The sequence below is a fragment of the Bdellovibrio bacteriovorus genome, from assembly GCF_001592735.1.
GTDB classification, from domain to species: Bacteria; Bdellovibrionota; Bdellovibrionia; order Bdellovibrionales; family Bdellovibrionaceae; genus Bdellovibrio; species Bdellovibrio bacteriovorus_D.
On record NZ_LUKE01000003.1, the window covers coordinates 235,405 to 261,595 of the forward strand.

Consider the following 26,191-nt stretch of genomic DNA (forward strand, 5'->3'; position numbering starts at 1 on the left):
TTTTTTGCCGATAAGAAACACATGAAAAATCAAAATGCGGTTTTCTTAATTTTCAGTCTTTGTTTAACTGTGGGGCTTGTTTCTGCGTACTCTCTTTTTGTAGGTTATTTTAATGGCCACGAACAGTATGAAGCGCGTTTAGCACAGCTTGAAAAACAAGTGGAAAATGAGCGTTTTGCGAACTCAATGCTGACGTATCAGATTAAAGATTTTCAGCAGTCTGTGGCGCAGATTTTACCCGACAATAAAAAACTCCAAGCACACTATGAGATGAAGAACCTTGCGGCGGTGGTGCGTGCGCCGGCGAGTGATGAAAGCGTGGATTTGTCAGGTGTTTTATTTGCCAAAGGAAAACGTTATTTCAACGGTCAAGAGTACGATAAAGCCATTCGTGAATTCAGCCAACTATTACAAAAGTACCCCTTGTCTGCTCATGGAGTAGAAGCTCGATTTTTAATCGCGGAAAGTTATTACTTAAAAAAAGATTTCCGCAGCACTTTGTCGGAAATTGACGAAATGGTGACTCAGTTCCCGCAGCATGAATTAACAGGTTTTATTTTGCTGCGCATGGGGCAGATCAGTGAGAGTAATAATCAAACTGAAGAAGCTTCAGAGATCTATAAGACGGTCGCAAAAAACTTTAAAAACGAAGAGCTTCGCAATCAAGCTCGCAAACTTGCTCAGAGTGTTGAGTACTGATGAAAAAGTTCGCGAAGGTTTTGCTTTTTATCTTGGCATTCCAGTTGGAGGTTCGGGTTCGAGCTTCTACTGAAACTTTGCAGCAGCCCGAGGCTTGTTTACAAGGACAGGACACCTGCGCCGTCCAAGTTCTAAAATCAGGCTTTCATCTGACTAATAAAACACAAAGTTTTCATGCAACACCCGGGGCCACGGTGATGCGCCTTTCAAGCTCGCAATGGCGTTTGATAAAAGGGGCCGTGTGGGTGGAAAAAGGATCTTTGGAAGTCCAAAGTGCTTATGCGGATATGAAAGCCAAGCACGGTCAATACTGGGTGATCAGTCAAGAGGACCGAGTGGTGATTCGTAATATGGATGCCGACCTTTCAGTAACCATGAGAGATGGTAAAATCGTGCAAGTTCCAGAAGGCTTTGAGTTTTGGGTGGCCGGGGTTGATTCTGAAGGTAAAACCGATTACGGCATGATTCGTCCGATCGATATGAAAGAGCATCTTCCGTTATGGAATTCGCTTTATGTCGGAAGCAAAGAAAACTTCAAAAAAGACGTTGAGCGCTATAAAATCACTTGGGGTGATTTGGCGGTGAAAAGTGCTGCGATTTATAAAGAAATCATCAATCGCAAGATCGCCGCGGACGAAGCCTCTCAAAAGGCCCAAGAGCTGCGCGCCAAGCAGAAAGCCGAAGAAGCTAGGCGTCTGCGCCAGATCTATTGGCAGCGTTCTTTTGAAAGATAGTTTTAAGCTAGACGCTGGTCCTGATTTTAATTCTTGAAAAGTGTGAAATGACGTTTTGTCCGAAGGCTCGTGTTAATCTGGAGCCTGGGAGGATAGGATGTCTTCTATTTCATCATCAGATCGCGCGCGCCAGGACGAAAAGATTCGCCAAACTCGGGAAGAGTATGAGCAGCGGGAAGCCGACAACGCTAAACGTCGCAGTGCGGAACTAAAACGATTAGAACAAAACTATCATGACGAAATCAGTCGGATTTCTGAAAATTACGAAGGGCGAATTTCTGAGCTTAAAGATCGTAATAGAGAATCCTTAAGTGAACGTGATTTCAAAAATAATAAAAAAATCGAAGAAGTTCGCCAGACTTATCGCGATTCTTTAAAGAATAAAATGGAAGATGCTTACAACTCTCGTGAAGAACAAAAGGCTTCCTATGAAGCGGCTTTACGTAAGCAAGCTCAAGTTAATAACTCCCAACGCGAAAACCTGACCAGTCAGCTCAACGGTGAAGTGGCCAACCGCGACCAGCGTTTTAATGAGATGGCTGAACAAACGCGTCTTAAATCTCAAGAATCTTCTAAAAATACGGCACGTCGCTTAAACGACGCTCATCAAAAAGAAAAGGACGCTTTGATCACCGCCCATGAAGACACTCGTCAGTCCTTGATCCGTGGTCAAAATGAAATGCGCCGAACTTATGAAGCAAAACTTCGGGAAAGTGATCGTCGTCGTGAGGCAGACAACTCGCGTTGGTCACAAAAGTACACGGACACGGTTTTAAATAAATCCGAAGAATACGGGGATAATATCCGTATGAAGCAAGAGATCATGGATCAAGAGCGAAATACGATCCGGGATAAATACGAAAATACTTTGGCTAAAAAATCCGAAGCGATGGACGTAAATAACGAAAATTTCCGTGACACGGTTAACGAGCGCGTCAATTCACAAGTGCGCTCTCGGGACAGTCAGATTCAGCGCCTCAGCGGGAAGCTGAACAACGAAATTTCTAAAAATGAACGCTTACGCGGTATTGAACGTCGTAATTTGACTCAAGCTTATGAAAAGCGGATGGATTTGTTAGAACAACAGCGTGAAGATGCCGTAGAGCACATGAAAGAGCTTAATGGCGAGCGCATTTCCAATGTTGTGGAGCAAAACCAGAAGCTCTTGAAAAACACGGATCGGGAATACCGCTCTCAAAGCATGATGACCAATGCGAAGCATCGTATCGAACGCGAAGATATGAAGACGCAGCATCGTGATCAGATTATTCAGGTGACAAACTCGGCCGAAGATCGCGTTCGCAAGATCACCGACTTGAGCAATAAAAACCAGGCTAATACGGAAAAACTTTATAACGAGTCTTTGGACGTCGTGAAATCTAATTATTTGGATCGCATGGATGCTTACCGTGAAAAAACCGCGGCCGATCAGGTGACCACTAACAAGGTTATGACGGAGCGCTTCAGAAATATGGAAGCCAATTTCAATTCTAAGTTAGAGCAGACCATCAAAAAGTATGAGGATCGCTTGGCTCAGATTAAAGAGGGGCAAGATAAAGAGTTGAAACGTCTAGAGAACCAATTTGCGCAAAGGTCCGATGAGCGGGATAAAGCGACGAAGATGGAAAAAGAAGGTCTGGCGATGAAATATGAGGCACGCATTGCGCAGCTTAATCAATCGCATCAAGATCAACTTGATAGAATGAATAGACGTCACCAGGAAGATATGCAAAGCTTGTCTGTGAAAATGAGTAATTACAGCAGGAAGGCATAGAAATGTTAGCAGATCGTCGAGCGAAAATTGTGGCCACAATTGGTCCGGCGACGCGTGAAGAAAAAAATCTAGAAAAAGCAATTAAGGCGGGCATGAATGTGGCTCGCCTTAACTTTTCTCACGGGTCCCATGAAGATCACCTTAAGGTGATCCACTCTTTAAGAAAACTTTCTTCAGAGCTTCGTGCTCCGGTTGCGATTTTACAAGATCTGCAAGGCCCCAAAGTTCGTGTCGGTAAATTTGAAAGTGGCTCTATCGAAATCAAGCCCGGTGAGCGCTTGGTCGTTACGACAGCGGCAGTGCTTGGTAAGCCAGGACTGATTCCTTCAGACTTTAAAGAATTGCCTTTGGCCTGTGTTCCTGGAACGCGCATTCTTTTGGATGACGGTTTGATGGAAATCCAGGTTCTTCAAGTTCGGGGCGAAGAGATCGACGTGGAAGTGATCTATGGCGGTATTTTAAAAGATCGCAAAGGAATGAATCTTCCCGGTGTAAATTTGCCGGTGGACGCGATGACGCCAAAAGATTTTGAAGATTTAGAGTTCGGCTTAGCAAATAAAGTCGACTACGTGGCGTTAAGCTTTGTTCGTCATGCTCGCGATATTCGTAAATTGCGTGAGATCATTGAATCCAGAAAATCCAATGCTAAAATCGTCGCTAAAATTGAAATGGTTGAAGCGCTTGAAAATCTGGAAGAGATTTGTCGTTTGAGTGACGTGGTGATGGTGGCGCGGGGAGATTTGGCCGTGGAAGTCGGTCAAAGCCGTTTACCCGGATTTCAAAAACGCATCATTCAAGTTTGTAATCAATTAGGAAAACCCGTTATCACGGCAACGCAAATGCTTGATAGCATGGTTGAAAATCCTCGTCCCACACGTGCGGAAATCACAGATGTGGCCAATGCGGTTTTGGATGGTTCTGATGCATTGATGCTTTCAGCAGAATCAGCTAGTGGTAAACATCCATTTAAATGCATCCGTACCATGCATGAGATTATCACTGAAGTAGAGCGCAATGAGGAGGAGTACTATAAGCTTTCGCTTGAAAGTGAATACTTAAGCACTCCGGGGGCGATTGCGGCCAGTGCTTCGCTGACGGCATTAAAGCTGAATGCCACGGCGATCATTTGCCTGACCACTTCGGGTAAGACGGCAAATATCATTTCAAATTTCCGTCCTAAGGCGCGTGTGATTTCTGTCACTCAGCACATGGATGTTTTAAATTCCATGGAGTTGATGTGGGGGATTCAGACGCTTTTGATCAAGCCTTATAAAACGATGGAAGATATCCTGACTCAAGTTGATCAGCTTTTAATCACTCATGGCCTGGCTAAGACGGGTGATCGGGTGATTCTGACTTTGGGTCAACCGATCGCTCAAGGTGCGAAAACCAATTCAATTTATGTCCACACGGTGAATGGCGATCAGTTGTCTCGCTTGCCGGACGATAAGTTGCCATTGCGCTGCCAGGCTGATCCCGAAATCAATTAGTAAAAACCAAAAGCCCCTTCTGCAAGGGGCTTTTTAATTAGCGCAGTTTTCGTTTTAAACTGTTGACGATGGTCCAATTGCGCGCCAGATGTTCGACGTCTTCAAGAGCGACCATCAGGTAGACACCTTTTTCATCCATGATTTTTTCGGTGAGGTATTTTTTCTCGATCAAGGGATTCACGTCATCCACGCGGATGAGGTTTCCGGTTTCTTTCATGGATTCATTTTGCACGTCATTCAAATTTACTTTGCGGAAACCTTTGTGATTCGGTTCTACACGCTTAGCAAAAAGAATAATGCCGTTTAAGATTTCAACTTCTTTGTCTGACAATTGCGGTAAGCGGTCTTTTTCTTGTTTGAAAAGCCATTCATTATACCAATCAACAAATGAGAAAAGTTCTTGGGGACGAAGATTGACGATTTTTTGTGTGCCATCGCCGCGCTCTTCTTGCGTTAAGTAGCCAAGATCGGTCAAAGCATTCACCACACTTTGCATTTTATTTGTAGCTTCTTGGAAGATTTGAATCGTGTAATTGCGCAGCAGAACCGAGGTGATTACCAAACCGCCGTCGCCTTCGGGTTTTCCGTATTTGTGCGACACTAAATTCAAAATAGAAATATACTTATTCACGATGTGGGGCGGGAAACGCTCTTCATCGGGATTGGTATTTTCTAAAAGTTTGATTTTTTTATTGGCCTCACGCATGTTTTCATTGAGCGTTTTCATGATGGCGCGCACCCAGACCGGCAGGGATTCCATCTGCTTTGTCAAAGAGTCGTAAGGCAAAGCCACAACTTCAGATTCTTTGGTGGCTTTGACGTTGGCACTCCGAGGTTTGTTGTCAAACAAGGCCATTTCGCCGACCATGGCACCGGCATTGATTTCAGCTAGAACGATTTCGGTGTTACCTTTGGTTTTAGTGATCGCAAAGCTGCCTGATTTAATGATGTACATCGCATCGGGATGATCACCTTCACGGAAAAGATACGTACCTTGAGCGACTTTTTTGGATTCAGCCACGAATGAACCTCGATTGAAATTTGAGATCTATGAAGCCTATTATCAGGGGAAAATTCAGACGGGGCAACGTTAGGGCTGGACTGACGTAGGGCTCAAAGGCCCAGAATCAGTTTTTTGTCTGATAATATTTTTCGACTTCTGACGGCGGGAGGTACTTTAAAAGAATTTTTTTAATGCTTCCATCGGTTCTCATTGATTTGATGGCATTTCGAAATAGGGATTTTTCCGATTCGGACATCCGAGTTTTAGAAAGAAATAGCGCAAGATCCAGCGTGGATTTGTCGGCGATGACGCGAGTCTTTTCTTTCAAAGAGTATTTTTGTGCATAAAGATTGTAATAGGTTGGGGAGATAAAGAAGGCTTGAATCTTGCCCTGTTCAAAAAGCTTAAACATCCCATCGGGAAAAGGATCAAAAGAGATTCTATCCTGCTTTTGTAAGAGTTCGATCTCTTTGTCGGAGGTGAAAAAACGGCCCCCAGAGATCGCTCCTAAGCGTAGTTTAGGATTTTTAAGATAGTCTTCGGCGCTGGCGCCCTCTTTGTAAAAATCCTTTTTTACGACCAGCAACCTGTTCACGGAATAAAGGAGCACGGGATCGGAAAACTCTAAAAACTCGGGGATCGAAAAAGCAAATGCATACATATCAATTCGTCGCATGCGTAAGTCTTCAGAAGCGCGAGTGAAAGAAATATTTCTTTCGTCAAAAGAGCAGGGCACTCTTTTTTTAATCTCAGATAAAAGATCGGCCGAGATTTTTTCCACGCCGACTTTGTCTCTCGAAACAACCTCGGCATTCAGGCCGATGATAAAGTTTCGATGGCAGTTTTTAGAAGAAGATTTGCTTTGCGCAAAAGACTGCGATGAAAATAAAATCACCGCAGCTAAAATGGGAATCAGATGTGATGCCATGCTTTAACTTTAGCTTTTGCTTTGGTTGAAGCAACGACAAAAACGAAAAACTCTTAGAATGTCATGGCTTTGCAGTCAGGGGCAATGATCATTTTGCCCTCAGTGGCTGCTTTTACTTTCTCCGGGGACAGATCTGGAGCGTATTCTTTTAAAACGAAACCTTCAGGCGTCACTTCGATCACGCCAAAATCACTGACAATTTTTTTAATACAATTCACACCTGTTAACGGCAGCGTGCATTTGGTGCGAAGCTTGGAATTGCCTTCTTTGTCCGTGTGTTGCATAGCCACGATCACGTTTCTAGCGCCCGCCACTAAGTCCATGGCCCCACCCATGCCTTTGATCATTTTACCCGGCACCATCCAGTTCGCGATACTGCCAGTCTCATCCACTTCCATCGCGCCAAGCACAGTTAAATCGACATGTCCGCCGCGAATCATCGCGAATGAATCTGCACTTGAAAAAAAACTGGCGCCCGGCAAGGCGGTCACCGTTTGTTTTCCGGCGTTGATAAGATCGGCATCAATTTCACTTTCTGTCGGAAAGGGTCCCATGCCTAAAAGGCCATTTTCGCTCTGTAACATAACGAATTTATCCTTAGGGATGTAGTTGGCAACCAAAGTGGGAATACCAATACCTAAGTTTACGCAATAGCCGTCTTCGACTTCTTTAGCGATACGTTGAGCAATTTGTTCTCGAGTTAATGGCATGTTCGACTACTTTCTGATGGTGCGTTGTTCGATGCGTTTTTCATATCCAGAACCCTGGAAGATTCTTTGGACATACACACCAGGAGTATGAATTTGATCGGGATCTAATTCGCCAATTTCAACCAATTCTTCAACTTCCGCGACGGTGATTTTACCCGCCGTCGCGGCCATAGGATTAAAGTTGCGCGAAGTTTTACGGAACACAAGGTTTCCGAACTTATCGCCTTTCCAAGCTTTAACGAAAGCAAAGTCACCTTTGATTCCGCGTTCTAAAACATACTCACGGCCCTCGAATTTTTTAATTTCTTTACCGTCGGCGATCAAGGTTCCAACTCCGGTTGGAGTATAAAAACCTGCAATCCCAGCGCCACCGGCACGCATGCGTTCAGCCAAGGTGCCTTGAGGGCAGAATTCGACTTCAAGTTCGCCGCTCATGTAGAGCTTTTCAAAAAGGGCGTTTTCGCCGACGTAAGAAGAGATCATTTTTTTGATCTGACGATTTTGCAAAAGCAAACCCAATCCGAAATCATCCACACCCGCGTTATTTGAAACGCAAGTCAGATTTTTCACTCCTGATTTAGCTAAAACCGAAATGCAATTCTCAGGGATTCCGCACAGGCCGAACCCACCTAAGATCAAAGTCATATCATCTTTGATACCGGCCAGCGCACTTTGCGCGTCTTTGTAAACCTTTTTGCTTCCGCTCATAATTTTCCCTTAAGCCTTTTCAACAATCAAAGCCACAGCTTCACCGCCACCGATACACAACGTCGCTAAACCATAGCGTTTGTTGTGGGTGTGTAGAGCATGTACCAGGGTTGCTAGGATGCGCGCACCCGAAGCGCCAATCGGATGACCAATCGCCACCGCACCACCATGCACGTTGACTTTTTCAGCCGGGATTTCAAGTTCTTTCATTGCCACTTGAGTCACAACGGCAAAGGCTTCGTTGATTTCCCAAAGATCAATATCACCCACTTTAAGGTTGGCTTTGGCCAAAGCTTTTTTGATCGCGCCTACGGGAGCCGTCGTAAAGTATTTCGGCTCGTGGGCGAAAGTTCCGTGCGCGACAATTTTTGCTAAAGGTTTTGCGCCACGCTTTTTAGCTTCGCTTTCAGACATCAACACGTGAGCCGCCGCGCCGTCATTGATTTTTGAAGCATTGGCGGCAGTGATCGTGCCCGCTTTATCAAATGCCGGTTTTAAACCCGGGATCTTTTCAAAATTCGTGTTGTAAGGATCTTCATCTTTTTCAACAGTGACATTGCCTTTTTTGCCTTCAATCACGACGGGAACGATTTCGTTTTTAAACAGATTCTTTTCCCAAGCGCTTTGGGCTTTTTTGTAAGACTCAATCGCGAAAGCGTCCTGTTGTTCACGAGTGAAGTTATGTTCTTTTACGCAAATCTCTGCCGCATTTCCCATGTGGAAATTGTTGTACGGGTCCCAAAGACCGTCTTTCACCATAGAATCTGTCATTTGTGTCGGACCCATGCGGTATCCGGCACGAGAGTTTTCTAAAAGATGCGGTGCCAAGGTCATGTTTTCTTGGCCCCCGGCGATGGCGATTTTCGTATTTCCTAAAGCAATAGAGTCTGCCGCTAACATCACGGCTTTAAGGCCAGATCCGCACACTTTATTGATGGTCATGCAAGGAGTGGTGTTTTTAAGTCCTGCATACAATGCGGCTTGACGAGCGGGGGCTTGGCCGACGCCAGCAGTGAGAACTTCACCCATGATGCATTCATCAACTTCGTCTGTAGAAACATGGGCGCGAGTCAAAGCTTCTTTAATCGCCACGGCACCCAGGCGTGGGGCGGGAAGAGTAGCAAAAGCTCCCTGAAAAGCGGCTACGGGTGTTCTTACGCTGCTAACAATCACGACATTTTCCATATTGATCCCTTCAGACTAGTTGTCATTCGCTGGATACTTTTTTATATTTTAGATTCAGAGTCAATTTTCGAAGGAGTCAACGCATGTCAGCGATCAGTTTCATTCTTCCTTTGTTTGTTTCATCGGCGTTTGCCGGAGTGGTCGAAATCCCCGTCACTAAAGGGGATCGTGTGGTCCTGAAAGGCTTTGAAGCGCAAGTCCAAATAGTGGGACAGCCCGGAGCCCCTTTGAAAATTAACGGAGTTGAATCTTCTGCTACAGAGGGAGTTTACACCGTTTCTAAACGTGACAACGTCATTGAAATCAAAATGAACGAGTTTTCTGGGAAAAAGTCGTGGGCCGAGATATTACCTCGTGCGTCGTCACAGTTAAAGCGTATTGAGATTTCCGGCGAGCCCGTGCCAGCTGAAATCCACTTGCGTGGGGGCTCGATCGTGGCGCAAAAATGGACTCGTGATTTAAAAATGAGCATGACTCAGGGCCGCGTGAATGTTTCTAATGGCGCGGGAGCTTTAAGCATCACGGTGCAAAAAGGAGATATCACGGTGGCCGACCATAACGGTGCCGTGATGACGGATTCTTACGCGGGAAATACGGCCCTTCGCAATATCCAAGGCGACGTGAACGCCACTCAGTTTGGGGGGCAATTACAAAGTGAAAAAGTGCGTGGCGTGATGACTTTAGCAGCGCAGACATCCACCAGTAAAATCAATCAAGGCAGTGGGACTTTGCAGTTTGAAAATGGCAAAGGTGCATTCACTGTCGTGGGCTTCCAGGGCCGTGTTGAAGGCACGAACCAAGAAGGCGCGGTGAGTGTCAATGTGCCGTTAGAAGGTGAAGTGGATGTGCGTTCCAAATCAGGTCGTGTTTCCATTCAACTTCCTCCGGCTTCAGGTGCAAGTCTTAACTTGTTAACCACCGAAGGCGAAATCGTGGTTCCTGCAGAGTTAAAGGTCACTCGATTGAGCTCAGAAAAAAGTGTTCGTGGACGCTTGCGGGGCGATGCGCAAAAAGCCACGGTTTTTGTTCGCAGCCAAGAGGGCACAATTTCCGTAAAATGATCTGACAAATGAGTTGACGGGTCCTTACAAATAATCCAGAGATAATAGGGTTGAAAAAATGCCTGCTTTGCGTAATTCGAAGTGGGAGATAAATCTTAGGTAAAAATATGGCAAAAATCGTTAAAAAGAAGCCCGCAGCGAAAGCCGCTGCAAAACCTGCTAAAAAAGCGCCTGCAAAGGCCGCCGCAAAGCCCGCTCCCAAAAAGGCGGCAGGCAAGGCTGTGGTAAAAAAAGCGGCCGCAAAGCCCGCTCCCAAAGCAGCGCCAAAAAAAGTAGAAGCTAAGAAAAAGCCTGAAGCGAAAGCTCCGGCAAAGGCTTCTACCAAAGCGGCTAAAGAAACGGTGAAAGAAACCAAAGCTGAAGCGGCTAAGAAAATCGATAAAAAGGCCACGGCCGCTCCAACGCCCGCACCGGCTGCGGAAAAAGCTCCTAAGAAAGACGCCAAAGCTCCAAAAAAGGGTGCTAAGGCTAAAAAAGAAAAAGAAGAAGATGATTTAGACGATGATTTTATCGCTGATGACGATGGTATGGGCGATGAGATCGGGGAATACGCTGATGAGTTGAAAGCCGTTGAAGAGGCTGACGACGAAATCGAAATTACCGAAGACTGGTCTGGCGAAGAAAAGCCTAAAGAGGATGAAGAAATCATCCTGACAGATGCTGAAGGCCGTCGTTACTGCCGGGCGCGTGACTGTGACCAAGCCGCGATCGTGGATGCTTACTGTCGTTATCACTATCTTCTTTTCTGGAAGAAGATCCAAGTTCGTAAGAAAATCCTTCAAGATGGAAAATTGGAACGTTACGTGGAAGAATTGACGTCTCGTTATCCAGATAAGTTCTTAGAAATGATACGTCGCGATCTACGCACTGAAAAAGACTTTTTGGGCGCCATCCAAGAGCTTGAGATCGACGAATCAGCAGGTGAGAATGAATTTGAAGAGGATACATCCGCGTACATTGAAGAAGTCCGTGGAATGGGGGAAAATTCAAGTTCTGGTGTTGAGGACGACGAGTACTAGCGCCACGCGAATAATCAGAATTGAGTAATAAAAAAGGCCTCGTAAGAGGCCTTTTTTATTTAGAAGCGTTGAACTGAAAGAATTCGTTCTGTTTGATTGTAAGAGTCTTCGGCGAATCTTATGATGCCATCAGAGCTTAACTGTGACGGTTGGAAGATCATGTAAACCGGCATGGCTTGTGGCAACGTGACGTTGGTGTCTTTTGTTAAGACTTGTCCCGGCTGTGCGGTTTGAGTTTCTAAGGCGTAACGATCCCATTTAGTTCCGCGCAAAAGGTGCTCTGCTAAGTCATAAGGCTTTTCAACGCGCACGCAGCCAGAGCTTAATTGGCGTTCATATTCTTTAAATAATTCGCGTTGATTTGTGTCATGCAAGTAAATCGCAAAATCATTGGTCATCATGAATTTCAAAACGCCTAAAGCATTGTGCATGCCTGGCTTTTGGCGGATATAAAGATCCGCATCACCATCAAGCCAGCTCCAGTTGATGGCCGACGGGCTCATGCGACGAGTGAAAGATTTGTTCCAAACTTCATAATGGTATTTGTTGAAGTATCCTTCAACTTGCCATGGCGAAAGACCGCGCAGATCAGAAAGTTTATCTTCACGGAAGACAGTGGGCGGAACAACCCAGAATGGATTCACTACCACGTAAGTGATTTTATCGACTAACGTTGGTGATTTACGAGCCGTGCGACCGTTGATGGTTCTCATCACTTGCACGGTGCCAGCTTCTTTATCCATCAAAGTTAAATACGTCATTGCTAAGTTTACGTAGATATAGCGATCGCCGAAATCACGTGGGAACCAGCGCAGCTTTTCCATGTCGACTTTGATTTGCTCAATGCGAGAAGCACAAGAAGTATTTAAATACTTCCAAGTGCGACCGTTCGGTGAAATCACGGCGTCGGGACGGTAACGAAGGGTCGCTTGAATGTCGTTAACGGCTGCGACTGTTTGCTGATCGTAAAGTTCATCAATCGTCGCGATATTATAACCCAATTGACGAAGGCGAGTTTTGATTGCAGGCAGGATGGCGTCTTGAGAACCCAGTTTAAGAGCTTTTTTAGGGTTTGGAACAGCCATCCATTCACCCGCCCCGCAGATGTCATTGAGGCGACGAAGAGCCGTTTGCAGGGCGCGATAAGGAGCATTTGTGGGAGCAATACTGTCCACCAAGCTTTGGGCATTAGAACCTTGAGCAAGCATCATGACGCTAAGTTGTTTGCTATCAACCATCCATTTACGACGGACTTTGAATTCTGCGCCCAGAGTTTCAGGATTCACAGCGCCGGAATTAAGGTGCTGTAAGTAACGTAAGAAAGCGACTTTGGTTTTTTCTTTTAATGGCGCACTCAAAGGGCCTGAAATGGAATATTCTGATTCCATAGAATCAGTCCAATACCATTTTGGTTGTAGACCATGATCACCCGCAGCCAGAAGGGAGGTGCGCATGTCATCTAAGTTTAAAACTTCTAGGGCCGCAGTATAGTCAGCTTGTTTGGTTTGCGCCCCGGCAGAAAGGGCAAGAAACAAAGCACTCAAAATAATCGAAATAGCTGTTTTCATGGGTGCCTCCAGCACGTTCAAAAGGAAGTGTTGGAGTAAAATATTTTTAATCTGAAGTCATGGATTCAGAGGGAAAAGGGCCGATTTTCGCCCTTCAAATGTAAACATTTCAGGTGTTAATTCCGGAAATTTACTTAGGATCTTCAAGGAACAGAAAGTAGTCGCTGTCCATATACTTGCGCATGAAAAAATACCTCGCACTTTCTTCCTTCATTTTTCGGCGCACTTCTTGGATTGAAACGACTTTGAGGCATTCTAAATCCAAGCGTTTTTCCTTGATACAAGGTTCGGGGACGGTGATGTCGCGATGAAAAGCAATCCAGGAAATTGTAAAGTAAGGCCGGTCTAACGGCTTCAAGCGGGTGTTGATCCAATCGTTACTTTTAAGTTCATTGGCTTGATCTTCAGGAAACAAAATCCAACAAGGGCGGGCGCAGGCTTTGACTTCTTCTAGAGTGGCCTTAGGGCCGTTGTAAATAAACTGAACGGGTTGGCGGAGCTCTTTTTCAGCGCGCTCTTTCATGATCGACAGAGTTTGTTGAACTTCGGCTGAGTTCTGAGAAACACTCCACAGTATGTAATGGCTTTGTTGAATGTCGGGAAACAATCTTAAGAACAGCCCTTGGGGTACGTTGGTAAAATCGGGGCTCACGATGGAGGGTTTAATGATCGGGGCCGTACGGATGCTGACGCCGGACCTTAAAAGGTAAACCAAGCACACAATAATGATGACAAATCCCAGGCTTAAAAGGCTGATGATGGTTTTCATAGGGTTTCGATTGTGACCTAAAAAATCGCTTTTGCCTTCATTGGGGTTCGTGCGTCATAAATGGAGACGCGTACAAAATACATTGCAAAGGGTCAGGCGCATTGATATTTCGTTCCCAAAGTTACCGAGTATAAGTCGATAATATGGTTCGACGTTTCTACCTGCCACCAATAATGGCGGTCTATTTGGAGGGGAATATGTTTAAGGGCGCTGCTCTTTTCGTTTTGGTTTCTGTGGTTTCTTCTTTAACTCTGGCTCAAGGCGAGTTTCCGCTGGGACCAGATGCAACACTGACCCCGGGGTCACTTTGCAACAGTGCGGATCAAATCCGTTATCCTGAAAAAATCAAATACTGCAAACGCGATGTTTCTGGCGGAGAAAAGGCGCAAGTCTTCCGCAAGTACGATAATATCGGTTACCGCACTCGCAGCATGAATCGCCAAGATTTCAAAATCGATCATTACATCCCACTTTGTGCGGGGGGCGGAAATGACGAAAGAAACTTGTGGCCTCAGCACGTGAGTGTTTACCAAATCACTGACAAATTAGAAGAACTAGTTTGCATCAAAATGGCTGAAGGCCGTTTAAGTCAAAAAAGAGCGATCGAATACATCCGTCGCGCAAAAAACAACTTAGACGAAGCCCCAGGTATCGAAGACGAAGTTCGCGGTCTTTAATCTAAGCGATCATCCCCAGGCGGGCTTTCGGGAAACTTAAAACAAAGGTGGTATTGGCCGCCTTTGGTAAGTAAGAAAGCTCTCCTTGGTTGGCCTTTGCAATACCTTGAGAAATACTTAAACCCAACCCTGTGCCTTGCCCGGTGGGTTTTGTCGTATAAAACGGATCCATCATCCGATCTTGCACTTCGCGGGGAATTCCAGAACCGCTGTCGACAAAGAAAATACGCACGGTATTTTCATCACTTGATACCTTCAGTTCGATCCATTTTTGAGGCAATTTTTGAGTCGCAAAAACAGAGTTATTTAAAAGATTCAGCAAGATCTGAATGATCTCTGCCGGTCGGCAGCGTATAAAGCAGTCTTCAAATTCAGGAATACGGAACTCGATGCCGGCCGTTTCAACGGTGTCAGTCGTAACAGCTATAAAGTCATTCAAGATGTTTTGTAATGACGTCGTTTCGGCGGGGTCGTTGGTGCAATCACGAGCAAATGTCGTTAAGCCTTTGATTATGTTTGCGGCACGGCGGACGGCTTTTTCCGCCACCTCGATGTCGCTTAAAGCATCGTTTGCCGAAATTTTATTTTCGCTAATATGTTTTTGTAAGCGCCACAGTTTGCCGGAGATAATTGAGAGGGGATTGTTGATTTCGTGAGCGATACCTGCCGAGAGTTCGCCCAGCGCTGACATTTTCGAGGAATGAACGAGCATTGCTTGCTGGTCACACACTTGTTTTGTGGACTCTTGCAGGGCTATGAAATTACCTGCAAGAATTTTATTGAGGCGCCTTTGCTCCAGTTGGCTCACGACTTGCCTCGCCAAGGTTTTTAAGGCACTCCGTTGCTGCGAATTAAGATTTCGAGGTTGTTTATCAATCACACAAAGAGTGCCCAGCGCAAAGCCGTCGGGATTGATTAACGGCGCACCGGCGTAAAAGCGAATACCCAGAGGTCCAGTCACTAGCGGGTTGCTCGCGAATCGTTCGTCTAAGCAAGCATCGGCGACGATAAAGACTTCCTCTTGATGGATTGCGTGGGCACAAAATGACTGGGATCTTGGTGTCTCACTCGCATCTAATCCTTGCCGAGACTTAAACCACTGTCGATCGGAATCAATCAAACTGACCAGGGCTATGGGGGTGTCGCACAGAGAAGATGCTAACAAAGTGATATCGTCATAAGAAAACTCGGCGGGAGTATCGAGAATTTCATAGGATAAAAGAGCGTGTAAGCGATCGACTTCATTGGCGGGCAGGGGGGCTATTTTCATGCATTTATATTAGCAAGTTTAAGTGCCCGTCGAAATATTAAAAAATAACAAGCTGTTTAATTCGTTCTCATGTTCATACTTAGATCTAGGTCTTCTTTCGGGCTGAACATAAGAATTAATGAAGGTCGTCTTTTTTCTTCTTTGATTTTCCGCTGAACATGCGGGGAGCGGGATCCTCATCTTCGTCTTCGTCAGTTTCAAACTCGACATCATCTTCTTCGCGTTCCGTTTCAATACGCTCTTCGGCGCGGGCCAAAGCATCTTCTTCTTCTTCGCTGACGTCTTCTTGGACTAAAGATTCTTCGTTGACGCCCAAAAGTTTATTGGCTTGAGCCTCTAAAGAAGAATTTTCGGTATTGAATTGCATGTAGATCTTGTTGCCTTGAAACGGAACTTCTTTCCAAGTGTAAGGGAAATCCACCTGGCCTTCGTTTTCTACGTAATCCATCATCATGCTGGCCGCCGCATCCACGCAGTTGTGAATGCGTTTCACCGCGTCTTGTTTTTCGCGAGAATAGTTCATGGATATTTCGAAATTGGCTTGGCTCAAACGGCCTTTTTCTAGATATCCAACGCGCAGCATAATCTCTTCTTGATAGATGCGACCTTCAATAATGAGCTCGGCATCGTCTAAGTATTGCGCAAAGTTCTCTTCGAACACCGCTTGAATTTGATCTGAGTATTCTTTTGGAAATGCGGTCCATTTTTTAGAGCTTTTTAGGCGTGGATTCATAGGCGAAATCTCCCTGGAACTTTGACATTAAGAAAGCGCTCCTCTATAACTCACTTTCTTTGATGACACAAGAGGTAAGAACCGTGCAAACAACGATCGAAAACACTGCAAGCTCTCAGCAAAATCAAGATGTTGGCAAAGGCCGCGGTGTTTATATTTCTACCTATGGCTGTCAGATGAACGTGAACGACACCGAACGTATGTACTCTTTGTTAGAGATGCAAAACTTTACGCCCGTGGAAAAACCCGAAGACGCGTCGTTAATCATTATCAATTCTTGCAGCGTTCGCGAAAAACCAGTTCATAAAGTCTATTCTGAGGTCGGTACTTTCCGTAAAATGAAAGAAAAAAATCCTGATCTTAAAATCGGCGTGGGCGGTTGTGTAGGCCAGCAAGAAAAAGACAACCTTATTAAGAACCAACCGATGATTGATTTTGTTTTCGGTACGGACCAGATCGACAATCTGCCAACCTTTGTGGCTAAAACTTTTGAGGGAGAAAAAAAACAAGTTCAAGCAAAATTTGAACACCGCTCTCCGTATCACATCGAAACCATGGTTCGTAATCCGGGCGTGGCCACGTTCGTGAATATCACAAAGGGCTGCGATAATTTCTGTACATTCTGTGTTGTTCCTTACACTCGTGGACGTGAAAAATCGCGTCCCTTGCAGCACATCCTGACGGACGTTCGTCACTTGGTGAAGCGTGGCGTGAAAGAAGTGACTTTGTTGGGGCAAAACGTCAACTCTTACAAAGGGGACGAGGGTGTGGATTTCGCCGACCTCCTGGCGAAAGTGGCGCGCGAAACAGATATCGAACGCATTCGTTATACGACAAGCCATCCGAAAGACTTTAATCAGAAGCTGGCTGATACCATGGCGGCTCACCAAGATAAAGTCATGGAATACATTCATTTGCCGTTCCAAAGCGGTAATACGCGTATTTTAGATCGCATGAATCGCAATTACACGCGTGAAGAGTACTTAGAAAAAATCGCGATGCTCAAACGCACGATCCCTAATTTGGTTCTTTCTACTGACATCATTGTGGGTTTTCCTGGCGAGACAGAAGCAGAATTCATGGACACCGTCACCATGGTTCAAGAAGTCGGTTTTGAAACTATTTTCGCTTTCAAATATTCACCACGTCCTTTCACTAAAGCGGCGAAATTTGAAGACCAAGTGGATGAAGAGACAAAAACAAGACGTTTGAACTATCTTTTTGACGAGCACGACAAAATGGCGTTTGAACTCGTGAAACGCTATGAAGGTCAAACGATGAAGGTCTTAGTAGAAAATGTGGACCGCGAGGATGGGAAAATCCAAGGTCGCAGTTCAAGCAATAAGCTTGTGCATTTCTTGGGGACACCAGATCTTATCGGCAAAACGGTGGACGTAAAAATCACCAAAGCCTTCCCCGCTGTATTCCGTGGAGAGTTACTTTAGGCCATGAAAGATGTTTCTAATATTCTGAAATTTTCGACTCGTTTCGTTTTTGCACAAGAAAGCCAAGAAGAAGAAACGTTTCATCAGAATGACCTTGTGCAGTTGTTTCCTTATGGTTTGTCGATGGACGGGGATGCAAGTCGTCCGTTCTTGTTATTAAAAGACGAAGCCCATGTTTACACGCTGCCAGTTGTGGTAAGCCCGATTGACGCGGGTGTGGTCTTATCACAATCTAATAAAATGGTGATGGAGTCTTCTCCGCATCGATTTACTGCCACCCTCTTGCAGTCCTTAGGGATCGAGATCAAACAGGCGGTGTTTGTTGAGATCAAGGGATCTTCACAGTATTTGCGTCTGTATTTAAGCGGTCATCCTGAGATGAGCTCAATGAAACTGCGCGCGGATGAAGCAATGTCGTTGTGCATCTTTTTAGGTGTGCCACTATTTGCGACAAAGAACTTCATTGGCCGTTCGCGAGTCATGAGCACCGAAGTTGAGAGCGGTGCGCAAAAATTAAATAATTTAGGAATCTTCGACAAAGGGTCTGGATATCTGAACTAGTTTTTGTAAAAATGGGGCATGATACATCTCCCTCATTTAATTACAGATCTTGGTTTTATTCTTGTCATCGCGGCTCTTTCTACGCTTCTGTTTAAAAAGCTGGGTCAACCCTTAGTTCTTGGTTACTTGATTGCGGGTTTCCTGGTCAGTCCCCATGTTCCCTTTTTCCCGACCGTCACCGACAAAGCCAGCATTCAAGTGTGGTCTGAAATCGGGGTTATCTTTTTATTATTCAGTCTAGGTTTAGAGTTCAGCTTTAAAAAACTATTTAAGGTCGGAGGCTCTGCCGGATTTACCGCGGTCTTTGAAGTCATCTTCATGGTGGGTTTGGGATACCTGGTTGGACGTCTTTTAGGATGGTCATGGATTGATAGTTTGTTCTTCGGGGGGATCTTGTCGGTTTCTTCCACCACGATCATTGTGCGTGCCTTCCAAGAGTTAGGCATGCGCAAGCAAAAATATGTTGAACTCGTGTTTGGTATTCTGGTCGTCGAAGATATTGTTGCCATCATGCTGCTTGTGATATTAGCGGCGTTGGCGGGAACCGCGGCGGTTTCGGGGCCAGAGCTTGCATTTTCGGTTTTACGTTTGATTTTCTTTATTGCCCTTTGGTTTGTGGTCGGTATTTTCTTGATCCCGATTTTCTTACGCAAAATCCGCTCCCTTTTAGAAGATGAAACCACTTTGTTGGTGGCCATCGGTTTGTGCTTTATGATGGTGATTATCGCTGCCAAAGTGGGCTTCTCGCCGGCGTTGGGCGCGTTTGTGATGGGATCCCTGTTAGCTGAAACCCCTGAAGTGCACAAGATGGAGCATTTATTAAAACCGGTGCGCGATCTTTTCGCCGCGATCTTCTTCGTTTCGGTGGGGATGATGATTGATCCGGTCGTTTTGATGGAGCGTTGGGATTTAATCATCCTGGTGACGTGCGTGACGATCGTGGGTAAATTGATTTCTACTTTTTTGGGGGCGATGCTTTCAGGGCAATCTCGTAAAACCTCATTTCAGGCTGGGATGAGCTTAGCGCAAATCGGAGAGTTCTCGTTTATCATTGCCTCTTTAGGAGTCAGCCTAAAAGTCACCAGTGACTTTTTATATCCATTGGCGATCGCGGTGTCTGCGGTGACCACGTTTACCACCCCTTATTTGATCAAGGTGGCCGAACCTTTGTTTAAGAAAATCGATGCGAAACTGCCTGAAGGCATACGTGCGGCGATGGATCGTTATCATTCTTCATTTGGGGGTGATGGCGAACAGCGCATTGGTTCTTTGATCTTTAAAGCTTACGGCGTAAAAATTCTTTTAAACACGGTGATGGTTGTTGCGATCCTGGGTGCCTTTAAAGGACTCGTGATCGAAGAACTGAAAAAAGTTTTACAAGAAAGTCCATGGACGGCGGCAATTTCATTGTTGTTATGTTTAACAATGACGGCTCCCTTCTTATGGGGTGTGGCGATCGGGGCGCCCAACTTAGGTGGTTCCCGCGCTGCCGATGAACTTAAAAAATTGCGTGGCTTGCAATTAGGGCTTTTCATCGGGCGCATCATCTTGGGTTTAGGTCTTTTGGGTGTCATCTTAAGTCAGTTCGTTGATCTTAAACTGGCCTCTGGGGTCGTGATCGGGATCGTGTTGTTTGCGGCGGTCTTTGGGCAATTCTGGGTTCGTAAAGCCTATAAGTTTTTTGAAAAGAATTTCCTTAAAAATCTCACGGAAAAAGAGCGTAAAGAATTAGTGAGCTCTGAAACGGCCAGAAAATATCTTCCATGGGATGCGTCTTTAGGAACATATGAAATCTGTGCTGATTCTGAATTCGTCGGCAAGCCTTTGCGCCAAGTAAAATTGAAAGAACGCTTCGGAGTGACGTTAGCTGCGATCTTCCGTGGTTCAAAACGTCTCTTGGCTCCGGGGGGTGACACGGTCATTTATCCTTATGATAAAGTTCTGTGTTTTGGCGCGGAAGAAGACTTAATGAAGTTCCACTATGCACTTGAGGAAGAAAAAAATAATTCCGCCGAAGTGGCGTCGCCAGCCAAAAATGAAAGCGATATTAAACTGAGTTCGTATATCGTGACCGAGACTTCGCGTTTCCTAAATAAATCTATCCGGGACAGTGGTATTCGTGATCACTTTCGTGGAGGCATGGTTGTTGGTGTTGAGCGTGCCGATGAGCGGATCTTGGGTCCCACGGGCGATTTCCATTTGCATGAAAATGATTTGTTGTGGATTGTTTCTAGCCCTCAAGGGTCCTAACTGTTTACGCATTGCAAAGGAGTTTTGAAATCATGGCAGACTGTTTTGTAAGAGCTCGGGGTATGAACCCGGTTATTGGTGAAGAAGTTTTTATCGCTGATAATGCTCGCGTGATTGGAAATGTGGAAATCGGCGATCGTTCTTCGCTTTGGTACAATGTTGTCGTTCGTGGCGATGTTATGCCGATTCGCATCGGGAAAGAAACTAATGTTCAAGATGGGACTGTGATTCATGGCACTTACGGTAAATGGGGCACCACGCTTCATGATCGGGTGACTATCGGGCATTTAGTCATGCTTCACGGGTGTGAAGTGGGCAAAGGCACTCTTGTCGGCATGGGTTCTATTTTGATGGACGGAGTGAAAGTGGGGGAGCACTGTTTAATTGGAGCTGGCACCTTACTGACAGAAGGAACTGAGATTCCTGCTCGCAGTTTAGTTGTGGGGCGTCCCGGCAAAGTGAAGCGCGCTTTGACCGAAGAAGAGATCGCTCTTTTGGAGAAATCTGCTGATAACTATTTGCTCTATAAAACTTGGTACTGAGGTCTTGATTTAGGGGCGGTTTTCTTTCATCATGGGGAAACCGCCTTACATTCAGGAGTCCGTTTATGGAGCGCATCCCTTACGCCCTTACTTTTGACGATATCCTTTTAGTTCCTCAATATTCTGAAATCACGCCGACCGAAGTTGTGCCGCGCACGTTGTTTGCTCGGGATAAATTTTTAAACACGCCGATCATTTCAGCCGCGATGGATACCGTGACGGAAAATAAAATTGCCCGCGTGATGGCGCAACACGGGGGCTTGGGCATCATTCACAAAAATCTCAGCATTGAAAAACAATCGCTGGAAGTTGAAAAAGTAAAAAAATACGAATCTGGAATGATCATGGATCCTATCACTTTGGGGCCGGATCATTGGGTTCAAGAAGCCGTGGATCTGATGGAAAAATTTTCGATCAGCGGGGTGCCCATCACGGTGGACGGAGTTTTGGTCGGGATCTTAACAAACCGCGATTTGCGCTTTGAAGAAAACTTCAATCAGCCCATCAATAAACTGATGACCAAAGAAAACATGGTCACGGCAAAAATGGGAACAACGTTAGAAGAAGCCAAAAAGATTTTGCAAAAACACCGCATTGAAAAATTGCCGGTGGTGGATGCGAAGGGGAAGCTGAAAGGTCTCATTACAATCAAAGATATCGAAAAAGCAAAAAATTACCCGCAAGCCACCAAAGACTCTCACGGACGTCTTTTTGTGGGCGCGGCTTTGGGGGTGGGTGCTGACTCGAAAGAGCGAGCGGATGCACTAGTCACCACGGGTGTTGACGTTCTTTGTGTGGATACAGCCCATGGTCATTCTAAAAATGTGATCGAAATGGTAAAGTATGTTTCTCAAAAACACAAAGATGTGATCGTGATTGCCGGTAACGTGGTGACTGCGGATGGTACGAAAGCTTTGATTGAAGCCGGTGCTGATGTGGTGAAGGTGGGTGTTGGTCCGGGAAGTATCTGTACCACGCGGGTGGTGGCCGGCGTCGGTATGCCACAAATTTCGGCCGTGGTTGAGTGCGCGAAAGTGGCTAAATCGTTGGGAAAAACAATTATCGCTGACGGGGGTATCAAATATTCTGGTGATATCACTAAAGCTTTAGCTTTGGGTGCAAATTCAGTGATGATCGGAAATCTTTTAGCGGGTGCGGAAGAATCACCCGGCGAAACCATTCTTTTCCAAGGAAGAACTTATAAGGTTTATCGCGGCATGGGAAGCCTGGGGGCGATGGCTCGTGGATCCAAAGATCGTTATGGCCAAATGGATATTGATGAAGCAGAAAAGCTAGTGCCAGAAGGTATTGAAGGTAAAGTGGCCTATAAAGGGGCCGCGTCCGCGGTGATTCATCAGCTTGTGGGTGGTGTAAAGTCCGGTATGGGTTACTTGGGGGCGCGCAATATTGATGAGTTGCAAGGAAAAGCAAAGTTCGTGCAAATTACGGCCATGGGATTAAGAGAATCCCACGTGCATGATGTGAGTATTACCAAAGAAGCTCCTAACTATAGAATGGAGAGCTAATCCTATGCGCGGGTTTGTGATTTTAGATTTCGGTTCGCAGTTTACTCAACTCATTGCGCGCCGACTGCGCGAGCTGGGTTTTTATTCTGAAATTCATTCTTATAAGTATCCCACCGAAGAAATTATTAAAAAAAAACCTTACGGGATCATCTTAAGTGGTGGTCCTAACTCTGTGTACGAAGCCGGATCCCCGCAAAGAGATGTGGCAGAACTGCGTAACATAAGTCCTTTGATGGGTGTTTGTTATGGCATGCAGCTTTTGACTCATCAACTGGGCGGGAAAGTAACAAAAGCGCATCACCGCGAATACGGTTTTAATTACGTTAATTGGAGCACTCAAATTGGCAGCGTGCCCTCTAAGCAAAAAGTATGGATGAGTCATGGGGATGTTGTTGAAGCGGCGCCTCGCGGTTTTAACGTGATTGCGATGTCGGATGGTCAACATCCGGCCGCGATTCAAGGTGAAGGTGTCTTAGCGCTGCAATTCCATCCGGAAGTGGCGCACACCGAGTTTGGCTTAGATATTTTAAAATACTTTGCTGAAGATATGTGTAAAGCGCCTGCTGATTGGGATGCTCCGCATATTAAAGATGTTTTGATTTCGGATGTGCAAAAAAAAGTGGGACCTGCTGATCATGTGCTTGTGGGCTTAAGCGGTGGGGTGGACTCCACCGTCGTGGCAACCTTGCTGACAAAGGCGCTGGGGGCAGAACGTGTTCACTGTGTTTTTGTGGATAACGGACTTTTGCGTAAGAATGAATTTGCAAATGTTTTAGAGATGTATCGTAAGATTGGTTTGAACGTAAAAGGGGTGGATGCCTCTGAAGAGTTTTTAACGGCCTTAAAAGGGAAGACAGATCCGGAAGATAAGCGCAAAACCATCGGACGAGTTTTTATCGAAGTTTTTGATAAGAGTTATGATCACAAGTTGCCAATCAAGTGGTTGGCGCAAGGGACTTTGTACCCGGACGTGATCGAAAGTGTTTCTTCGGTGGGTGGCAGCGTTACTATCAAGTCCCATCACAACGTGGGTGGATTGCCAGAAAAAATGAAATTGGGTCTGGTCGAGCCTGTGCGCGAGTTATTTAAAGACGAAGTGCGCGCTTTGGGGGCGCAATTGGGATTGCCACACCAAATGTTGTGGCGTCACCCCTTCCCGGGACCGGGGCTTTCCATTCGAGTCTTAGGTGAAATCACGAAAGAAAAACTGCAAATCATTAAAGAAGCTGATGATATTTTTATCTCTGAACTGCGCCGTGCGGGGTTGTATGAAAAAATCTGGCAGGCGTTCTGTGTTTTGTTGCCCGTAAAAACAGTGGGCGTGCAAGGGGATGCGAGAACCTATGATCATGTTCTTGCTTTGCGGGCGGTGACTTCCAGTGACGGTATGACCGCCGATTGGTATCCGTTTGAGTTTCAGTTCTTGCGTGAAGTTTCTAATTTAATCACGAACAAGGTCAAAGGTGTGAACCGCGTCGTTTATGATGTGACAAGCAAGCCTCCGGGCACGATTGAGTGGGAGTAATAATGAAGTTCCTATTGTCTTGGATTTTTACTTTTTCCGTGTGCGTTTCGTTTGCGAAATCTCAAAATGTTTCCGTAAGTTCAGTGACTTTGAACGAACTTAAAAGCAATGCGGGCTTGCAGGAGTGTTCTAAGAAATATCAAGCTGGCCCCAATCAAGCGGGGCTTGGTCCTGGTAAAGTCACGATGAAAATTTCTTTGGCGGAAGACGGGACGGTTGTTGGCGCTGATCAAGAAACTTCGCTTTCAACGATTCGCGAAGACTTTTTAAGACAGTGCTTTGTAAAAGTGTTCCGCACCTTGAAGTTTCCTGAAGAAACCAAGGGCCAGAAAAAGACGGTTTTGGTTCCTTTAGATCTTCCTCTTTAAGATCCGGATTAGCGTCTTAAATCAAAATTTCTTGCAGTCGTTTGTTCTCGTTTTTTAAATGAGTTAATAGCTTTTTTCCTTCCTTAGTCAGTTTATAAAACTGCACGGGTTTTTTTGCTCTCGGGTTTGGGGAGGCTCCGGGAGTGCTATCGATATAGCCCCTTTGGTAAAGGTGCTTTAATCGGGGATAGACAAGACTTTTTCCTGAGCCCAAGCCGTTTTTCTTTTCTACTTCTTGAAGAATCAAGGCGTAGTAAGGCTCCATATCGACCTTGGGCAAAGATTCAATCGTCTGCAAAAGGAAGTAAGTTAAGTGGCCGACTCTCATGTATTCAATTTCTCGTTCTGTCATTAAGTCCATTTTTATCCTTCAGTCTGTTCATCAGAGGGGTTTTAGTGCCCCCCCCCCTGTGATGGGATCACGCTTAATATTATTTAATAAATATAAAAAATAAAAGTAATAATTAAGTTTAAAATATAAAAATAATAAATGGATGTGATTGCAGTTGGTTAACGCGCTGCTTGTCCGACGTCGGAAGTAAGACCGTGCGTCCCCAGACTGTCCGCGCGCGGACAGTCTGGGGTGTCCATTTCAAAAAATGCATGAGGCGTTTGTAACTCGCGCTTCGCAATAACTGATCTTAGAGTTTTCTCTATGAAAAACATAAAAATATCCCGCATCTCTAAGGCGATTTCCTTATTTATTGTTCTGTCGGCGTTGGCGGCTCTTGCGGCCACGACGTCCAATATTCTTTATCAGAAAAAAGGTGTTTCAGAGTTTATCTTTCAAGATGACCCCGGAGGAAATGGTCGCACCATTGAGAAATTGATTAATGATTTTGATGTGCGAAGGCATTATATCGCTTCCACGGGCGACGAAGAGCTTTATTTAATCAGCAGTAAAAAGAAAATCACCGACTTCTTTGATGCCGAAGGTGTGGATGGTCATATAACCTGGGAAGTCCGTCGGGGCGAACGATTTGAAACAAAGCTTTGGGGAAAGACCGAGCAAGCGACGGAGCTGAATGTGCACTGGGCTTATCCGATGATGGTGACAGGCTTGCAAGGCTGTTGTGCAGAATTAACCGGTTATCGCATGTATGATTTAAGAGACGGCAAGTTTCTGATGTCTTTTAATGATTTTAGTTACGATGGCACAACTATCACTCAGCCCTACTCCCTTTCGATTCCGAACTCAAACTTGAGTCCGCGTTTTATCGGCGTGACTTCGCAAGATAGCAAACGGGATCGAGATTTTGCGCCTCCGCCTGCGGGTAAGGAAGCGGCGGCTTTAATCATGTATGCCAACGAAAACTTAAAGCAAAAAGTTCAAGTGGATATGACTGTGGCCCCGGGATACGGAATCAGCGTGATGGAAGTAAAGCTGGAGGCCGATCCTGCGGCACCCAACAGTGATAAGATCGAGCTTCGCGATCGCGAGGCCACTTTATGGAATATTGATGGGTCGAATAATCCGGCGGAAGTCCAAGGAGTCCAGTTAAAAATCGTCCTCAACGCGGGTGAAGGTGATAAAACCTTAATTATTCCCGTGAAGAACGACCAATTGGATTTGAGCAAGGCCTCTTTGCCTATTGGGGTCTCAATTAACGCGCAACGATAGCTGAAGATTAAAGCCCCGTTTTATT

General features: G+C 45.5%; 25 protein-coding genes and 1 riboswitch. Of the genes, 15 read left to right on the plus strand and 10 right to left on the minus strand.

From position 1 onward, the window contains the following. Positions 1–21 precede the first annotated feature (21 nt). From AZI86_RS13555 to pyk, 4 genes are all read left to right on the plus strand, one after another. The gene (locus tag AZI86_RS13555; protein ID WP_061835734.1) at positions 22–699 is read left to right on the plus strand and encodes a tetratricopeptide repeat protein; all 678 of its coding nucleotides are present in this window, start codon (positions 22–24) and stop codon (positions 697–699) included. Beyond that, positions 699–1,433 (plus strand): hypothetical protein, encoded by a 735-nt coding sequence (locus tag AZI86_RS13560; RefSeq protein ID WP_061835735.1) that lies wholly within the window; start codon positions 699–701, stop codon positions 1,431–1,433. Before AZI86_RS13555 ends, AZI86_RS13560 begins: the two co-directional genes overlap by 1 nt. Before the next feature lie 97 nt (positions 1,434–1,530). Next, positions 1,531–3,207, plus strand: coding sequence for a hypothetical protein (locus AZI86_RS13565; protein WP_061835736.1), 1,677 nt, complete (start codon positions 1,531–1,533; stop codon positions 3,205–3,207). 2 nt (positions 3,208–3,209) lie between these two features. Next, the gene (gene pyk, locus AZI86_RS13570) at positions 3,210–4,697 is read left to right on the plus strand and encodes a pyruvate kinase (RefSeq protein ID WP_061835737.1); all 1,488 of its coding nucleotides are present in this window, start codon (positions 3,210–3,212) and stop codon (positions 4,695–4,697) included. A 37-nt stretch (positions 4,698–4,734) separates the two neighbouring features. On the opposite strand, the gene AZI86_RS13575 is transcribed toward pyk, so the two are convergent. The 5 genes from AZI86_RS13575 to AZI86_RS13595 form a co-directional block, all read right to left on the minus strand. Further along, the gene (locus AZI86_RS13575; protein WP_061835738.1) at positions 4,735–5,718 is read right to left on the minus strand and encodes a Crp/Fnr family transcriptional regulator; all 984 of its coding nucleotides are present in this window, start codon (positions 5,716–5,718) and stop codon (positions 4,735–4,737) included. Between the two features lie 106 nt (positions 5,719–5,824). Beyond that, on the minus strand, positions 5,825–6,628 hold the full coding sequence (locus tag AZI86_RS13580; RefSeq protein WP_061835739.1) for a transporter substrate-binding domain-containing protein: 804 nt from the start codon (positions 6,626–6,628) through the stop codon (positions 5,825–5,827). A gap of 53 nt (positions 6,629–6,681) precedes the next feature. Next, the gene (locus AZI86_RS13585; protein WP_061835740.1) at positions 6,682–7,338 is read right to left on the minus strand and encodes a CoA transferase subunit B; all 657 of its coding nucleotides are present in this window, start codon (positions 7,336–7,338) and stop codon (positions 6,682–6,684) included. Positions 7,339–7,344: 6 nt separating this feature from the next. Beyond that, positions 7,345–8,046, minus strand: coding sequence for a CoA transferase subunit A (locus tag AZI86_RS13590; protein WP_061835741.1), 702 nt, complete (start codon positions 8,044–8,046; stop codon positions 7,345–7,347). 9 nt (positions 8,047–8,055) lie between these two features. Continuing rightward, a complete protein-coding gene (locus AZI86_RS13595) occupies positions 8,056–9,231 on the minus strand; it encodes a thiolase family protein (protein WP_061835742.1) in 1,176 nt (391 codons plus the stop codon). Between the two features lie 83 nt (positions 9,232–9,314). Between AZI86_RS13595 and AZI86_RS13600 the strand changes: the two genes are divergently transcribed. Then, positions 9,315–10,292, plus strand: coding sequence for a DUF4097 family beta strand repeat-containing protein (locus tag AZI86_RS13600; protein ID WP_061835743.1), 978 nt, complete (start codon positions 9,315–9,317; stop codon positions 10,290–10,292). A 107-nt stretch (positions 10,293–10,399) separates the two neighbouring features. Further along, positions 10,400–11,311 (plus strand): hypothetical protein, encoded by a 912-nt coding sequence (locus AZI86_RS13605; protein WP_061835744.1) that lies wholly within the window; start codon positions 10,400–10,402, stop codon positions 11,309–11,311. 59 nt (positions 11,312–11,370) lie between these two features. On the opposite strand, the gene AZI86_RS13610 is transcribed toward AZI86_RS13605, so the two are convergent. Together AZI86_RS13610 and AZI86_RS13615 are read right to left on the minus strand one after the other, a co-directional pair. After that, positions 11,371–12,879 carry a L,D-transpeptidase family protein gene (locus tag AZI86_RS13610; RefSeq protein WP_061835745.1) on the minus strand — a complete coding sequence of 503 codons (1,509 nt, stop codon included), beginning with the start codon at positions 12,877–12,879 and terminating at the stop codon, positions 11,371–11,373. 130 nt (positions 12,880–13,009) lie between these two features. Further along, entirely contained in the window at positions 13,010–13,648 is a 639-nt protein-coding gene (locus tag AZI86_RS13615) for a hypothetical protein (protein WP_061835746.1), read from the minus strand. 106 nt (positions 13,649–13,754) lie between these two features. Beyond that, positions 13,755–13,852: riboswitch (purine riboswitch) on the plus strand. Between AZI86_RS13615 and AZI86_RS13620 the strand changes: the two genes are divergently transcribed. Continuing rightward, entirely contained in the window at positions 13,846–14,325 is a 480-nt protein-coding gene (locus AZI86_RS13620; RefSeq protein WP_061835747.1) for a hypothetical protein, read from the plus strand. Its footprint overlaps the riboswitch before it by 7 nt. Position 14,326: 1 nt before the next feature. Here the strand turns inward: AZI86_RS13620 and AZI86_RS13625 are convergent, their stop codons facing one another. Together AZI86_RS13625 and AZI86_RS13630 are read right to left on the minus strand one after the other, a co-directional pair. Further along, positions 14,327–15,595, minus strand: coding sequence for an ATP-binding protein (locus AZI86_RS13625; protein ID WP_061835748.1), 1,269 nt, complete (start codon positions 15,593–15,595; stop codon positions 14,327–14,329). A gap of 115 nt (positions 15,596–15,710) precedes the next feature. Continuing rightward, entirely contained in the window at positions 15,711–16,328 is a 618-nt protein-coding gene (locus AZI86_RS13630; RefSeq protein WP_061835749.1) for a hypothetical protein, read from the minus strand. 83 nt (positions 16,329–16,411) lie between these two features. Between AZI86_RS13630 and miaB the strand changes: the two genes are divergently transcribed. The 7 genes from miaB (at position 16,412) to AZI86_RS13665 (ending at position 24,545) form a co-directional block, all read left to right on the plus strand. Next, the gene (gene miaB / locus AZI86_RS13635) at positions 16,412–17,773 is read left to right on the plus strand and encodes a tRNA (N6-isopentenyl adenosine(37)-C2)-methylthiotransferase MiaB (RefSeq protein WP_253715949.1); all 1,362 of its coding nucleotides are present in this window, start codon (positions 16,412–16,414) and stop codon (positions 17,771–17,773) included. Positions 17,774–17,776: 3 nt separating this feature from the next. Beyond that, positions 17,777–18,334, plus strand: coding sequence for a bifunctional nuclease family protein (locus tag AZI86_RS13640; protein ID WP_061835751.1), 558 nt, complete (start codon positions 17,777–17,779; stop codon positions 18,332–18,334). A gap of 18 nt (positions 18,335–18,352) precedes the next feature. Next, entirely contained in the window at positions 18,353–20,584 is a 2,232-nt protein-coding gene (locus tag AZI86_RS13645) for a cation:proton antiporter (RefSeq protein WP_061835752.1), read from the plus strand. Between the two features lie 32 nt (positions 20,585–20,616). Further along, positions 20,617–21,126, plus strand: coding sequence for a gamma carbonic anhydrase family protein (locus AZI86_RS13650; protein ID WP_061835753.1), 510 nt, complete (start codon positions 20,617–20,619; stop codon positions 21,124–21,126). A gap of 65 nt (positions 21,127–21,191) precedes the next feature. After that, positions 21,192–22,652 carry an IMP dehydrogenase gene (guaB, locus tag AZI86_RS13655; protein ID WP_061835754.1) on the plus strand — a complete coding sequence of 487 codons (1,461 nt, stop codon included), beginning with the start codon at positions 21,192–21,194 and terminating at the stop codon, positions 22,650–22,652. A gap of 4 nt (positions 22,653–22,656) precedes the next feature. Next, a complete protein-coding gene (guaA, locus tag AZI86_RS13660) occupies positions 22,657–24,177 on the plus strand; it encodes a glutamine-hydrolyzing GMP synthase (protein WP_061835755.1) in 1,521 nt (506 codons plus the stop codon). 2 nt (positions 24,178–24,179) lie between these two features. Further along, positions 24,180–24,545 carry a hypothetical protein gene (locus tag AZI86_RS13665; protein WP_061835756.1) on the plus strand — a complete coding sequence of 122 codons (366 nt, stop codon included), beginning with the start codon at positions 24,180–24,182 and terminating at the stop codon, positions 24,543–24,545. Positions 24,546–24,561: 16 nt separating this feature from the next. Here the strand turns inward: AZI86_RS13665 and AZI86_RS13670 are convergent, their stop codons facing one another. Continuing rightward, a complete protein-coding gene (locus tag AZI86_RS13670) occupies positions 24,562–24,906 on the minus strand; it encodes a PadR family transcriptional regulator (protein WP_061835757.1) in 345 nt (114 codons plus the stop codon). A gap of 294 nt (positions 24,907–25,200) precedes the next feature. Between AZI86_RS13670 and AZI86_RS13675 the strand changes: the two genes are divergently transcribed. Beyond that, positions 25,201–26,166 carry a hypothetical protein gene (locus tag AZI86_RS13675; RefSeq protein WP_061835758.1) on the plus strand — a complete coding sequence of 322 codons (966 nt, stop codon included), beginning with the start codon at positions 25,201–25,203 and terminating at the stop codon, positions 26,164–26,166. Positions 26,167–26,191 lie beyond the last annotated feature (25 nt).

Excerpts from the sequence above, each read along its gene's own strand:
- AZI86_RS13555 (WP_061835734.1), top strand. The coding sequence starts at position 22 with ATGAAAAATCAAAATGCGGTTTTCTTAATTTTCAGTCTTTGTTTAACT.
- AZI86_RS13560 (WP_061835735.1), top strand. The coding sequence starts at position 699 with ATGAAAAAGTTCGCGAAGGTTTTGCTTTTTATCTTGGCATTCCAGTTG.
- AZI86_RS13565 (WP_061835736.1), top strand. The coding sequence starts at position 1,531 with ATGTCTTCTATTTCATCATCAGATCGCGCGCGCCAGGACGAAAAGATT.
- pyk (WP_061835737.1), top strand. The coding sequence starts at position 3,210 with ATGTTAGCAGATCGTCGAGCGAAAATTGTGGCCACAATTGGTCCGGCG.
- AZI86_RS13580 (WP_061835739.1), bottom strand. The coding sequence starts at position 6,628 with ATGGCATCACATCTGATTCCCATTTTAGCTGCGGTGATTTTATTTTCA.
- AZI86_RS13585 (WP_061835740.1), bottom strand. The coding sequence starts at position 7,338 with ATGCCATTAACTCGAGAACAAATTGCTCAACGTATCGCTAAAGAAGTC.
- AZI86_RS13590 (WP_061835741.1), bottom strand. The coding sequence starts at position 8,046 with ATGAGCGGAAGCAAAAAGGTTTACAAAGACGCGCAAAGTGCGCTGGCC.
- AZI86_RS13595 (WP_061835742.1), bottom strand. The coding sequence starts at position 9,231 with ATGGAAAATGTCGTGATTGTTAGCAGCGTAAGAACACCCGTAGCCGCT.
- AZI86_RS13600 (WP_061835743.1), top strand. The coding sequence starts at position 9,315 with ATGTCAGCGATCAGTTTCATTCTTCCTTTGTTTGTTTCATCGGCGTTT.
- AZI86_RS13605 (WP_061835744.1), top strand. The coding sequence starts at position 10,400 with ATGGCAAAAATCGTTAAAAAGAAGCCCGCAGCGAAAGCCGCTGCAAAA.
- AZI86_RS13610 (WP_061835745.1), bottom strand. The coding sequence starts at position 12,879 with ATGAAAACAGCTATTTCGATTATTTTGAGTGCTTTGTTTCTTGCCCTT.
- AZI86_RS13615 (WP_061835746.1), bottom strand. The coding sequence starts at position 13,648 with ATGAAAACCATCATCAGCCTTTTAAGCCTGGGATTTGTCATCATTATT.
- AZI86_RS13620 (WP_061835747.1), top strand. The coding sequence starts at position 13,846 with ATGTTTAAGGGCGCTGCTCTTTTCGTTTTGGTTTCTGTGGTTTCTTCT.
- AZI86_RS13625 (WP_061835748.1), bottom strand. The coding sequence starts at position 15,595 with ATGAAAATAGCCCCCCTGCCCGCCAATGAAGTCGATCGCTTACACGCT.
- AZI86_RS13630 (WP_061835749.1), bottom strand. The coding sequence starts at position 16,328 with ATGAATCCACGCCTAAAAAGCTCTAAAAAATGGACCGCATTTCCAAAA.
- AZI86_RS13640 (WP_061835751.1), top strand. The coding sequence starts at position 17,777 with ATGAAAGATGTTTCTAATATTCTGAAATTTTCGACTCGTTTCGTTTTT.
- AZI86_RS13645 (WP_061835752.1), top strand. The coding sequence starts at position 18,353 with ATGATACATCTCCCTCATTTAATTACAGATCTTGGTTTTATTCTTGTC.
- AZI86_RS13650 (WP_061835753.1), top strand. The coding sequence starts at position 20,617 with ATGGCAGACTGTTTTGTAAGAGCTCGGGGTATGAACCCGGTTATTGGT.
- guaB (WP_061835754.1), top strand. The coding sequence starts at position 21,192 with ATGGAGCGCATCCCTTACGCCCTTACTTTTGACGATATCCTTTTAGTT.
- guaA (WP_061835755.1), top strand. The coding sequence starts at position 22,657 with ATGCGCGGGTTTGTGATTTTAGATTTCGGTTCGCAGTTTACTCAACTC.
- AZI86_RS13665 (WP_061835756.1), top strand. The coding sequence starts at position 24,180 with ATGAAGTTCCTATTGTCTTGGATTTTTACTTTTTCCGTGTGCGTTTCG.
- AZI86_RS13670 (WP_061835757.1), bottom strand. The coding sequence starts at position 24,906 with ATGGACTTAATGACAGAACGAGAAATTGAATACATGAGAGTCGGCCAC.
- AZI86_RS13675 (WP_061835758.1), top strand. The coding sequence starts at position 25,201 with ATGAAAAACATAAAAATATCCCGCATCTCTAAGGCGATTTCCTTATTT.